Source organism: Natrinema versiforme JCM 10478, assembly GCF_000337195.1.
GTDB classification, from domain to species: domain Archaea; phylum Halobacteriota; class Halobacteria; order Halobacteriales; family Natrialbaceae; genus Natrinema; species Natrinema versiforme.
The window spans coordinates 37,541-49,754 of record NZ_AOID01000021.1; the positions used below are offsets into that span (position 1 = coordinate 37,541).

At 66.3% G+C, this 12,214-nt stretch carries 12 protein-coding genes; 5 read left to right on the forward strand and 7 right to left on the reverse strand.

What is annotated here, in order from left to right; genetic code table 11:
- The first annotated feature begins 8 nt into the window (after nt 1-8).
- Nucleotides 9-410, forward strand: coding sequence for a pyridoxamine 5'-phosphate oxidase family protein (locus C489_RS06315; protein WP_006430343.1), 402 nt, complete (start codon nt 9-11; stop codon nt 408-410).
- A gap of 33 nt (nt 411-443) precedes the next feature.
- Here C489_RS06315 and C489_RS06320 read toward each other — a convergent pair whose 3' ends face one another.
- Nucleotides 444-1,559: an NAD(P)/FAD-dependent oxidoreductase gene (locus C489_RS06320; protein ID WP_006430344.1), complete on the reverse strand. Its 1,116-nt coding sequence runs from the start codon at nt 1,557-1,559 to the stop codon at nt 444-446.
- Between the two features lie 148 nt (nt 1,560-1,707).
- Between C489_RS06320 and C489_RS06325 the strand changes: the two genes are divergently transcribed.
- Complete coding sequence (locus C489_RS06325; RefSeq protein ID WP_006430345.1) at nt 1,708-2,598, forward strand: MBL fold metallo-hydrolase; 891 nt, start codon at nt 1,708-1,710, stop codon at nt 2,596-2,598.
- Nucleotides 2,599-2,998: 400 nt separating this feature from the next.
- Here C489_RS06325 and C489_RS06330 read toward each other — a convergent pair whose 3' ends face one another.
- The 5 genes from C489_RS06330 to C489_RS06350 form a co-directional block, all read right to left on the reverse strand.
- Nucleotides 2,999-4,057 carry a deoxyhypusine synthase gene (locus C489_RS06330; RefSeq protein ID WP_006430346.1) on the reverse strand — a complete coding sequence of 353 codons (1,059 nt, stop codon included), beginning with the start codon at nt 4,055-4,057 and terminating at the stop codon, nt 2,999-3,001.
- A gap of 109 nt (nt 4,058-4,166) precedes the next feature.
- Nucleotides 4,167-5,732: a GAF domain-containing sensor histidine kinase gene (locus tag C489_RS06335; protein ID WP_006430347.1), complete on the reverse strand. Its 1,566-nt coding sequence runs from the start codon at nt 5,730-5,732 to the stop codon at nt 4,167-4,169.
- Nucleotides 5,733-5,870: 138 nt separating this feature from the next.
- Nucleotides 5,871-6,638 (reverse strand): Nif3-like dinuclear metal center hexameric protein, encoded by a 768-nt coding sequence (locus C489_RS06340; RefSeq protein WP_006430348.1) that lies wholly within the window; start codon nt 6,636-6,638, stop codon nt 5,871-5,873.
- 125 nt (nt 6,639-6,763) lie between these two features.
- The gene (locus tag C489_RS06345) at nt 6,764-9,229 is read right to left on the reverse strand and encodes a cbb3-type cytochrome c oxidase subunit I (RefSeq protein ID WP_006430349.1); all 2,466 of its coding nucleotides are present in this window, start codon (nt 9,227-9,229) and stop codon (nt 6,764-6,766) included.
- A 292-nt stretch (nt 9,230-9,521) separates the two neighbouring features.
- The gene (locus C489_RS06350; protein WP_006430351.1) at nt 9,522-10,346 is read right to left on the reverse strand and encodes a glycerophosphodiester phosphodiesterase; all 825 of its coding nucleotides are present in this window, start codon (nt 10,344-10,346) and stop codon (nt 9,522-9,524) included.
- 105 nt (nt 10,347-10,451) lie between these two features.
- Between C489_RS06350 and C489_RS06355 the strand changes: the two genes are divergently transcribed.
- Nucleotides 10,452-10,709 carry a hypothetical protein gene (locus tag C489_RS06355; RefSeq protein WP_006430352.1) on the forward strand — a complete coding sequence of 86 codons (258 nt, stop codon included), beginning with the start codon at nt 10,452-10,454 and terminating at the stop codon, nt 10,707-10,709.
- Between the two features lie 121 nt (nt 10,710-10,830).
- Complete coding sequence (gene npdG, locus C489_RS06360; protein ID WP_006430354.1) at nt 10,831-11,499, forward strand: NADPH-dependent F420 reductase; 669 nt, start codon at nt 10,831-10,833, stop codon at nt 11,497-11,499.
- Between the two features lie 152 nt (nt 11,500-11,651).
- On the opposite strand, the gene C489_RS06365 is transcribed toward npdG, so the two are convergent.
- A complete protein-coding gene (locus C489_RS06365; protein ID WP_006180412.1) occupies nt 11,652-11,921 on the reverse strand; it encodes a thioredoxin family protein in 270 nt (89 codons plus the stop codon).
- Nucleotides 11,922-12,038: 117 nt separating this feature from the next.
- On the opposite strand from C489_RS06365, the gene C489_RS06370 reads away from it, so the two are divergent.
- Nucleotides 12,039-12,200 carry a preprotein translocase subunit Sec61beta gene (locus C489_RS06370; protein WP_006430355.1) on the forward strand — a complete coding sequence of 54 codons (162 nt, stop codon included), beginning with the start codon at nt 12,039-12,041 and terminating at the stop codon, nt 12,198-12,200.
- Nucleotides 12,201-12,214 lie beyond the last annotated feature (14 nt).

Consider the following 12,214-nt stretch of genomic DNA (forward strand, 5'->3'; position numbering starts at 1 on the left):
AATCGACCGTGTCGACCGTTCCAGCCGAGGCTGAACGCCTGCTCGAGAGCGAGCCGCTGATGGCCCATCTGGGGACCTGTGCCGAGGGCCGGCCCCACGTCGCAGCCGTCTGGTACCGGTACGCGGACGGGGTCGTCGAGATCGTCACGACCGGTCGGAAACTGGCCAACATCAAGGACAACCCGCGGGTCGCCCTCTCGATACAGCAAGACGACGCCGGACAGACGCAGTGGATGGTGTCGCTGCTCGGGACGGCGACGGTCGTCGCGGACGAGGCGGAGACGGCCGCAGCCCGCCGCCGGATCAACGAGAAGTACGACGCGGAGCCGGACGCCTACGCCGACAACACACTCGTTCGGATCGATGTCGGGTCGGCGACCTACCGGACCTACGACGACGCCCTCGAGTGACCGACAGCGTCCTCGAGCGATCGACGCCGGTCCTTACTCGCGATCCCTTCCCGGCGACGGCCCGCGCAGCCCTGGGTGGGTCCCCAGCTCGCGGACGCGGCGCATCCGGGCGCGGAGATCCGAGGGGGTCCCCGGTGCGGACTGCTCGACGGCAGTCCCGTCATCGCCGTCGCCGCCCTCGAGTTCGTCGACCGGTTTCGGGAACGTCCGGAGGTCCTTGTGGATTGCGAGGCCGGCGTACGCACCGTCGCCGATGGCGATCGTGGTCTGGTTCTGGCCGTGGGTGACATCGCCGACAGCATAGACGCCCGCGACACTGGTCTCCCGGTTTTCGTCGACATCGATCGCGCCGTCCTCGTCCAGTTCGCAGCCGAGGTCGGCGGCGAGGTCGGCGTTGTACGCGGAGCCGTACATCGCGAAGCCGCCGAGGTAGTCCCGCTCGGTCCCGTCGGCCAACGCGAGACCGCCGAGCCACGGCGGCTCGTCCGCGTCGATGCTCTCGTCGTCGTACGCGGAGACGACGGCCGTGTCGATCCGATCGACCGGGTGGGCCTCGAGTTGCGCCTCGGTTTCGTCGTCCCACTCCGGTTCGCGGTCGTTCAACAGGAGGTCGACGTCGGCCGTGAAGTTACACATCGTCATCGCGACGTGGGCCGCGCTCTCGGTGTGACCGAGGACGAAAACCGGGCCGTCACCCAGCGTGTACGCGTCGCAATGTAAGCAGTAGTGCAGGCCGCGGCCGGTAAAGCGCTCGAGTTCCGGCACCTCAGGGCTGCGGTCGCGGAAGCCGGTCGCGAAGACGACTCTGTCGGCGTCGACCGTCGCGTGGGTCGCCTCGAGTCGAAATCGGGGATCGTCAGCGGTGCCGGCCTCGTCGCCGCCCAGTTCCGTCACGGACTCGACGGCGTCCGGATAGAAGTCACCCCCGTAGTGCTCGAGTTGCGCGACGGCGTGGGCTGCCAGTTCCGATCCGGAGACGGTCTCCGAGACGCCCGGCATGTTGTGGACGTGGGTGACCGCCGCGTGACGGCCGCCCTCCTTCTCGAAGACGACCGTGCGGTGGCCGAGCCGAGTCGTGTACAGCGCGGTCGTCAGACCGGCGGGGCCGCCGCCGATAACGGCGACCTCGTACTCGAGGGGATCGCTCATGACACGCCCACTCGGACCCCCAGCGGGTTGAGGCTGGGCCGTGAATATGCGGCTACAGCGGGCCGCGATCCCCTCCTCGTATCAGGCGGACTGGTAGTCTCCGCGGTTCCGAAAGGGGTTGAAACGGGTCCGCGGTGGCGGTGGTGGTATGAGCCAGTTCCGCGACATCGACCTCGAGCTCCCCGCGACGGAATCGGGCGACGCCGACCTCGAGCACGGCTCGATCTTCTTCGTCGGCACCGCGACGGTGATCCTCGAATACGCCGGCTTCACGATCCTCACGGACCCTAATTTCCTCCACAGCGGCGATCACGTCCACCTCGGCTACGGCATCACGTCCCGGCGGCGGACCGACCCGGCGATGGATATCGATGACCTGCCGCCGATCGACTTCGTCTTGCTCTCACACTACCACGGCGACCACTTCGACCGCGTCGCCGAGGCGAAACTCGACAAGGACTTGCCGATCGTCACGACCCATCACGCCGCCGCGGAACTTTCGGAGAAGGGCTTTCGCGAGACCCACCTGCTCGAGACGTGGGAGGTGTGTCATATCCGGAAGGGAGACGCGCGCCTGACGATCACGGCGATGCCCGGTCGCCACGGCCCGCCGGTCGTCTCGAAGGGGCTGCCGCCGGTGATGGGCAGCATGCTCGAGTTCCGATCCGGTGATGTGGGTCCGGATGAGCCACCGTTTGTGCGGCTCTACGTCTCCGGCGATACGGTCGTCTACGACGCCCTCGAGGAGATTCCCGAGCGCTACCCCGAGATCGATCTCGCACTGTTGCATCTGGGTGGGACGCGGATTCTCGGCGTCCTCCTGACGATGGACGCCGAACAAGGGGCCGAGGCCGTCGACCTGATCGACGCCGACACCGCGATTCCGATCCACTACAACGACTACGAGGTGTTCCGGTCGCCGCTCTCGAACTTCAAGGCCGCCGTGGAGAAGGCGGGGCTCGAGGACCGGGTGGAGTACCTCGAGCACGGCGAGAGCTACGAGTTCGAACCGCCGTCGGGCCGTGATCGGAGCGGGTGAGCGGTCGGTTCGTTTGGATAGCGTCTCGATCCGGCTCGAGCAACCGATATGCGGTGGCGCGCGCTGGGCAGCGGTGAACAAGAGTGAACCGCAGCCCAAAGCTCCGTGCGAGCGAATCGGCTGGGGAGGGCGTGGAAATCACTATTGCCACGATAGCAGAGCGCTTGGTGTCATGCTCACCAACGAAGAGCGTCCTGCTCGTGCTGGCGGCACGGAATCACCACACCCTCCCCAGCCGATTCGCTCAGTCACTCCGTTCCGTCGCTCATCCCTCGCACAGCTTCGAACCGCAGTTCGCCGGTCGCTCACTGCGGTTCAGCGCGCGCCACCGCAGGCCGCTGTCGATCCTGACCGATGCGGCGTCGGCAAACAGTAGTGTCAGAACCTCGAGCGCTGCGAATCAATTCTCGAGCCGTTCGCGCGCAGCGGCGACCACCAGCGGGAGCGTGATCGTCGCGTCGGCGTAGACCGAGACGTTGTCGGCGTCTTTCTCGAGTTTGCCCCACGAGCGGGCCTCGTCTAAGGTCGCGCCGGAGAGACCGCCGGTCTGTTTGGGGTCCATCGTGAGCTGGACGGCGTAGTCGTAGGCGTCGGGCGAGACCAGCATCGTCTGGAGGGTGAAGTTCTTCGGGACGCCGCCGCCGACGACGAACGCGCCGGCCTCGTCGGCCTCGAAGGCGATGTCCGTAAGCGGGGTCATGTCCGCCAGCGCGTCGAGCGAAAAGTCGGAGGTCTGGGAGTACATCCACGCCTGCAGGCCGAGCACGGAGTCCTGAATCGCGGGGCAGTAGATCGGCACGTCGTTCTCGTAGGCCGCCGCGGCGATGCCGGCGTCCTCGTCGACGTCGTCGCGTTCGTTGACCTCGGCGTTGGCCCGGCCGAGTTCCTCTGTGAGCCGCTGGATCGGGACGACGCCGTCCTCCTCGAGGACCGGGAAGACCTCCTCGCGCAGGTGGGACTCGAAGGTCGCGAAGAACTCCTGTGGGAGGTAGACGTTGTAGATGCGGTCGACCTCCTCGTCGCGTAAGGTCTCGTCGTGTTCGCGCTCGGTCTTGCCCTCCTCGTGGACCGCGCCGTGGTGGTGTTTGCCGCCGATGGCCTCGATGGAATCGTGGGTGAGGTTCGCCCCCGTCGTGACGAGGACGTCGATGTGGCCGTCCCGGATCAGGTCGGCGACGATCGCGCGCATCCCCGTCGGGACCATCGCGCCCGCCAGCCCGAAGAAGACGGTCACGTCGTCGTCGAACATCGACTCGGTCACGTCGACGGCCTCGTGGAGGTCCGCCGCGCCGACGCCGGCCGACCCGTACTCGTCTGCGAGTTCGCCGACCGTCATGCCCGCGCGGACCTCCGCGTGGCCGACGGGATCGTGCGAGAACGTCTCCCGTTCGGGCTCGTGGTGGCCGCCTGTCGCCTCGCTGTCGCCGTCGTCGCTCCCGTGCTCGTGGTCGTCGCTCATGTTTTCGCATCCGCGAGCCAACGGTTTGAACGCCGCGGTTCGGATCGTTTCTCGCCTCGAGCCGACCGAATCGCCGACGGGGTCACTGCTGTCGCTTCGGCAACCGGGCTCAGGGCTCCTTATCGAGGCCGACGATTTCGAACCGCGCGCCGCCGCGAGCGCTGTCGGTCACGCCGATCGACCAGCCGTGTGCCTCCGCGATCTCTTTCACGATCGGCAGGCCGAAGCCGGTGCCGTCCGCTCGAGTCGTCCGGCCGAAATCGAACACGGCTGCCCGGTCCGCCTCGGGAATCCCCGGGCCGTCGTCGGCCACGTAAACCCCGTCCTCGCAGTCACCGACCGTGATCGTCACCGGTGGCGGACAGTGGTCGATAGCGTTCCGAAAGAGGTTCTCGAACACCTGTTGGAGGCGGCTCGCGTCACCCTGTACCGTTCGAGTCGTCTCGACGGTGAGTTCTCCGGTGTCCGTCTCGATCATCTCCCAGCTGTTTGCGGCACACGTCGCAAGCGAGACCGGCTCCGGGTCCTCGATGGCGTTCCCTCGGCGAGCCAGCGTCAGGAGATCCTCGATGAGTTCGCGCATGCGCTCGTGGGCCGCCGCCACTCGATCGACGTGCGGGTTCTCAACGTCGTCGGACAGCATCTGAAGATGTCCCGAGGCGACGTTCAGCGGGTTCCGGAGGTCGTGGCTGATGACGTGTGCGAACTGCTCGAGTTGTTCGTTCCGGCGTCGAACCAGGTCCTCGGCCTGCTTGCGTTTGACCAGTCCGCCGAGGTTTTTCGCGACGTCGGTGACGTCCCTGACGAGCGCTTCGTCGCTGTCCCGGGCGTCCCGTAAGAAGAACACGAGGACCGCGACGACGGACTCCTCGTCCTCGGTCTTCACGGGGACGCTCAGGGCGGCCCGAAGGCCACATTCGGCGGCCGTTTCGGTTCGGTGGAAGACGGACGGTGGCTCCCGTGAGACGTCGGTGATCCACTCTCGCCGGCCGGACTCGTAGACGCGTCCGGGAAGGCCCGAGCCGGGCGCGAAGGTCACGGCTTCGCTCCGTTCGAGGAACCGATCGCAGTCGGCGTCGTCAGTGTGGCCAGCGATGAATTCGAGTTCGTCGCTCGCAGCCGCCGGCTGCCACACTTCTCCGTATGCCCACTCGGTGTAGTCACAGATCGACTGGAGCGTCGTCTCGAAGCCGTCCTGAAGCGTTTCCGCCGTTCCGATACAGCGACTGGTTTCGGTCAGGAGTCGCCGTTTTGCCTTGGCTCGTTCGCGCTCGGTGATGTCGGTATAGAGAGCGATGCCGTCGATCGACGTTGACTCGTCACACGGGATACTCCTGTGAAGGAACTCCCCGAGCCCGTCGGCAGTCCGGCGCGTGAGCTGCTGTGAGGTCGTTTCGCCGTCTTTCGTGGCACCGTCGATGTCGCTCGCCTCTCCCGCATACTCCGCCGGAATGATCCAGTCGTTGAGCGACTCCCCGCCGATGTCCCCCGCTTCGTACCCGAACGTCTCCTCGAAGGCGTCGTTGACGTTTCGAACGATCGGTTCCCCGTCGACGAATTCGAACTCGACGACCGCGTCCTGTACGTTTTCGACGAGGTGCTGATACCGAGCGGCTGCCCCGTGGCCGCTCGAGGCGGCAGTCGTCAGTGAGTCTTCCCCATCAGACTCAGTCATTCACGCGAGATAACACGGCCCGGACAAATAACGTCCCTGATTAGCACGGTGCGCAGTGCTCAGACCGAGCAAACGGGACGATACTCGCGTCGGGTTCCCGGTCCCGTCAGTGCGGACGATCGAGACGCGAGTCCGTCCTCACAGCCCCGTCGGAACCTCGAGGAATGCCGTCTCGAGGCCCCACTCCGCGACTAACTCCTGTAGCGATCGCACGCCGAAGGTCTCCGTCGCGTAGTGGCCCGCGAGGAAGACGTGGATGCCGGCCTCCTGGGCCTCGTGGTAGGCTTTGCCTTTCCCCTCGCCGGTCACCAGCGCGTCGGCGTCCGTTGCGGCGGCCTCGTCCAGCCAGTCGACCCCGCTGCCGGTGACGATCGCCACGTCCTCGATCTCGTCGGGGCCGAAGTCGAGGTGTTGGACCGGCTGCCCGCCCGTCTCGAGGGTTTCCTCGAGTTGCTCGCGCAGTTCGTCGGGGGCGTAGGCGTCGGCCGCCGTCCCGCGCTGGCCGATGTACTTGGGGCCAAGTTCGCCGAAGGGGGCGCGGTCCTCGAGGCCGAGCACGTCGGCGACGCCGGCGGCGTTGCCCAGTTCCTGCTGGCCGTCCAGCGGGAGATGGGAGACGTACAGCGCGAGGTCATTGTCGATCAAGGGCGCGATGCGGTCGTAGGTCCGCCCGGTTACGCGGTCGAAGCCGCCCCACGAGAGCCCGTGGTGGACGACCAGCAGGTCCGCGTCGGCCTCGACGGCGCGGTCGACGGTCTCGCGGACGCCGTCGACGGCGACGGCGACGCGCTCGATTTCGGCCTCGTCCGGGCCGATCTGCAGGCCGTTCGCGCTGGCGTCGAGGTCGGCGTAGTCGGCGGTTCCCAGTTCCTCGTCGAGTCGATCGACGACTGTCGAGAGTTCCATGGCCGTTCGTTCGGCGGTGATCGCCTTGTATCCGGCTGATTCCGACCGATCCCGCAGGTGATTCCGGCTCGAGTCGGCCGGGAGACACGTGAACGCTCAAATCGAAAAACCGCGCGTCGGACCCGCTACATCAGGTAGAACAGCGGGAACAGGAACACCCAGACGATGTCGACGAAGTGCCAGTAGAGCCCGAAGTACTCGACGGGCCGGCTGTCCGTGAGGTAGGCGTCGGCGGTCGCGGTGCGGTAGATCATGAACCCCGCGATGAGCAGGCCGAGGATCACGTGGAACGCGTGCAGTCCGGTCGTCACGAAGTAGATCGAGTAGTTGAGGTCGGTAAACCAGTAAATTCCGTGCGAGAATTCGTAGCTCCACTCCCAGCCTTTGATACCGAGGAACGCGAACCCGAGCAACAGCGTGGCCCCCATCGAGGCCAGCAGCCCGCGCTTGTTCTCGCGTTCGGCCATCACCAGCGCCAGAATGACCGTGAAACTCGAGGACAACAGGACATAGGTGTTACCCAACCCCACGAGCTCGGAGGGCGGGACGGTTTCGAACTCGTTCCAGCCCGTGTGGAGCCGCATGAAGATGTACGCGCCGATGACGGCACCGAAGACGATCACGTCCGAGGCGAGGAAGAACCAGACGCCGAGTTTCGTGCCCCCGACGTTCTCGAACGGCCAGCGCTCGGCGATCGCCAGTTCGGGCGCGTCGAACTCCTCGCGGCCGTACTCGAAGAGCGTGTAGCCAAGCACCCCGACGCCGACGGCTAACAGCACCGGATGGACGAGATCGGTCGATCCGGCGTCGGGGAACTCCGCCCCGCGCTCGGCGGCGAAGGTGGCGACCCACGGCGTCACCCCCGACAGCCCGAGGAACGTGACGAACATGCCGATCCCGATGCCGAACGGCCAGATGCTCGCGTGATCCTCATGGTCCGCCTCGAGCGGGTCGGTCTGTCCGACGCGTTCGTGTGTCGCCGCGCCACCGTCGGCCGCGGGCGTCGCGTCGTCGACGAACTCGAGGTGGCCGCTGGCGTAGCTTGGCCGGTCCGGCCAGTTCTCGAGCGGCGGCGGGGAGGTCGTCGCCCACTCGGCGGTCCGGGAGTAGGCCCACGGGTTATCGGGGGCCTCGGGACCGGAGACGAGACTCTTGCCGAGCGCGTAGAACATGATGAGGTAGGACGCGCCGAGGACGAAGGCCCCGACCGTCGCCAGCTGGTGATAGAGCGTCAGCTCCGAACTGAAGTCGAAGACGCGACGCGGTGTCTCCCAGGCCATGAACATCGGGAAGTACAGCAGGTTGAACCCGATGAAGTAGACCGCGAAGTGGAGTTTGCCCAGCGTCTCGTCGTACATCCGCCCGGTGATCTTCGGCCACCAGTAGTAGATCGCGCCGACTAGCGCCGTCGAGCCGGCGACCATCACGTAGTGGAAGTGGGCGACGACCCAGTAGGTGCCCCGGAACTCGTAGTCGAGCACGACGGCACCGAGGAAGACGCCGGTGATCCCCCCGAGAATGAACAGGACCAGCGCGCCGAGATTGAACAGGAACGGCGTCGTAAACCGGACCCGACCCTTGACCATCGTGTAGATCAGCGAGAAGACCATCAGATCGAATGGCAGCGAAATCCCGATTGTCGTCGCCATGAACAGCGTTTTGATGGGGAGATTGATCGTCGTCAGGAACATGTGGTGCATCCAGACGAGGAACGACTGGACCCCCACGAGGACCATTGCGATGATGACCCACTTCCGGCCGACCAGCCGCCGGCCACAGAACGTCTGGAACGTCTCGAAGAGGACCCCGAGCGCGGGGAAGAAGACGATGTACACCTCCGGATGCCCGAAGAACCAGAACAGGTGCGCCCATAGCAGGCTTGAGCCCTGATCGGTCGCGTAGTACTGGGTCAGTAAGATCCGATCGCTGACCAGCAACAGCAGGGCGGCGAGCAGCGCCGCGAAGGCAAAGAGCATCATCCAGACGGTCAGCAGGATCGACCACGTAAACAGCGGCATGTTCCACAGGCCGAGCCCCTCCGCGCGCTCGTAGTGGATCGTCGTGAGGAAGTTGACCGTCGCGATCGTCGTCGACATGACGAACAGGACCAGTGCGAGGATCGTCAGGTTCCCACCGGACGTCGCCGCCATCGCCGTGTTGTACATCGGCACGTTCAGCGGGGCGTACATGTACCAGCCGCCCGCGAAGGCCCGGCCCTGAAAGAACGCCAGCGCGAGGAGGATCCCCGAAAACAGGTAAAACCAGTAACTCATGGCGTTCAGCCGCGGGAACGAGAGGTCCTTCGCTCCGATCTGGAGCGGGACGAGGTAGTTCGCGAACCCGAACGCAAAGGGCGAGAGGTACCAGAAGACCATCAACAGCCCGTGGTTCGTCACCGCCTGATTGAACTCCTGATTCTCGAGGAGGCCGATCCCGCCGGACTCCCACATGTGCGTGCGGAACAACAGCGCGAGGACGCCGCCGAACAGCAGGAAGAAGATCGCGGTCGCTAAGTAGAGGATGCCGACATCCTTGTGATTGGTCGTGACCAGCCACCGCTTGACGGTCGTCCGCGGCGGGAGCTCACTCATTCGGTACCACCTCCCGACCGGGCGCGCCTCGAGTCGGCGTCGCTTCGGGCCGGTACCCCCGCTCCCCTCGCGAGCCGACTGCCGGGACGGCCCTTCGAATAGACGGCGGAACCCATACTGGACACACTCCGACGATTCCCCGTATCAAGGTGTCCGGTGCGACTGCAGGCGGTACATTTCCAATGGCGGACTTCGACGGCCAGACGTAGCGATTCTCGTCCCGCTTTACGACCGCTGCTGAGGACTCAGTGGCTGAATTCCGATCGAAGCCGACCGTTCGCGGTTCACGCCATCATCGGCGACTCGACTCCCGGCCCAGTCCGGGGTAGTCGGCGATGATCCCGTCGACCCCAGCGGCCGCGAGCCGGTCGAACTGGACCCAGTTCGTCACCGTCCAGGCGTTGACCGCCCGCCCCTCCTCGTGAGCGGTCTCGAGCACGTCGATTTCGTCGTCGGTCTCGGTCGCACTCTCAGAATCCGCGTCGGCACTACGGATCGCGCTCTGGGGCGGGTGGATCGCCTCGCACTCGTACCGGCGCGCGATCTCGAGGCCGGCCGCGAGGTCGTCCCGGAGCAGCGGCGCGGCGGCGTACTCGGCCGTCACGTCGCGCAGCGCCGCGATGGCTCCTTCGCAGAACGACGAGAAGAGGAGGTCGCCGCCGAAGGCGTCGCAGTCGGCGACGACGCGCTCGACGAACGGCCGCCACGCCTCGCGGCGCGCGGCGCGCTCGTCCGGCGGGAGCGACTCGCCGACGCGGAGATCCGACCGTCCCGCCCCCTTCAGTTCGACGTTGAGACCGACCGTTTCGGGGGTCGCCTCGAGCACGTCCGCGAGCGTCGGCACCGTCGCCTCGGTGCCGAGCACCCGCGTTTCCTGGAGGGCCTCGAGCGGCGTCTCCCGGACGAGACCGATCCCGTCGGTGAGCGGTCGCCCGTCGCGGGTTCCCTCGAGACGGTCGTCGTGGACGACCACCGGCGTCCCGTAGGCGGCCGGCCGCACGTCGATTTCGATCATCGCGGTCTCGTCGTACTCGACGGCGCGTTCGATCGCGGCGACGGTGTTCTCGGGGGCGATACCGGCGTAGCCGCGGTGGGCGATGACTGCGGGACGGGCCATAGCGGAGCGACGGCCGGCCGGGTAATGGAAGTACGCCCTCGTGCAGGGTAGCGACGTGGCGTTTCCCGGCCGGTTGTTCATCCGTGTGTCCAGCAAACGTTCCCTATGACCGACACCACGCTCGCCGACGTCGAACGCGCGCTCGACCGTGCGGCCGACCTCGAGACCGAGGAGGCCGTCGCCGTCCTGCGGACAGCCAAGCAGGACCTCGCCGATCTGGGCTCGAACCCGGACGTCGACGAGGAACGGCGGCGGGACCTCGAGACCCGACTCGAGCAGCGCATCCGCGAGGTGTCCGAACGCGACGCCTACGACAGCGGCTTGGGGGCGGCCATGAACCCGGCCGAAGACGACGCGCCGTAGCGGTACGGGCGGGCGCTGCCGACCGAAAACCGGCCGATCGCCGATTCCAGCTCGTCGGAGAACCCGGCGATATCGGCCGATCTCCGGCCCTTTTATTCGGGTGCCGTCCGGAGGAGTCGGTATGCGAATTGCACTACTTGGCGGTACCGGCGACATCGGCGAGGGGCTCGCGCTCCGACTTGCCCGCGACACGAGCCACGAGATCCTCATCGGCTCCCGGGACCCAGAGAAGGCCCGTGACGCCGTCGCAGAGTACGAAGGCGAACTCGCCGACCGCACCGACGAGGTCGACATCAAGGGCTTCGGCAACGAGATGGCGGCCGACCGGGCCGATGTCGTCGTCCTCAGCGTCCCGCCGTACTACGTCGGCGACACCGTCGAAGCGGTCGCCGACAGCCTTGACGCGGACTCCGTGCTGGTGACGCCCGCGGTCGGCATGCAGGGCGACGAGGACGGCCTACACTATCACCCGCCCGATGCCGGCAGCGTCACCGAACTCGTCGCCGCGCGGGCCCCCGACGAGGTCCCGGTCGTCGGCGCGTTCCACAACCTCGCGGCCGACGCGCTGTCGAACCTCGACAACGAACTCGATCTCGACACGCTCGTCGTCGCTGACGACGACGCGGCCGGCGACACGGTGCTGACGATCGCCAACGAGGTCGACGGGCTGCGCGCGCTCGAGGCGGGGCCGCTGGCCAACGCGGCCGAAGTCGAGAGCGTCACGCCGCTTGTCATCAACATCGCGAAGTACAACGAGGACATGCACGACGTCGGCGTGAAGTGGACCTGAGCGGACGAGAACGCGCCCGACGCCGTCGCGTACCGTTCCTGACTTCAACCCGCCTTCTCTAACCGGCCTTCGATCTCGAGACCACCTCGTGGCCACTCCGCAAGCGTGGCTCCGCGTCGGTACTGATCACGAGGAGAAAAGCGACCGGTCAGTTACGCGCCGGCCGACTCGAGGGCGTCCTCGATGTCGTCGCGCTGGGTGACGCCGACGAAACGCTCGACGATGCCGTCGTCGTTCTCGATGATGAGCGTCGGCAGCGATCGAACCTGATACTCGTTTGCCACGTCCTGTTTCTCGTCGACGTTTACTTTCTCGACTTCGAATCGGCCCTCCCAGTCGTCCTCGAGCTCCTCGAGGATCGGGTCCTGGGTCTTGCAGGGGCCACACCAGTCCGCGTAGAAGTCCTTAAGTGTGACAGTCATGCGGTCAACGCTAGTTGCCACGCGCCGCGCATAAGGGTTTCCCACTGCCAATACGTTGCCGTGATCGGCGACGCGATCGGTCGAAAGGTTTAGTTTCGGGGGCCCATAGGAACGGGTATGGATAAAGGACAGAACACCGGTGGCCTGATGTCCAGTGCCGGACTCGTTCGGTACTTCGACTCCGAGGACTCGAACGCCATCCGTATCGACCCCAAGACGGTCATCGCGTTCGGCGTGCTGCTGGGCGTGCTGGTCCAGCTGCTGACGATCGTCTCGTAACGCGCCGATCAGCC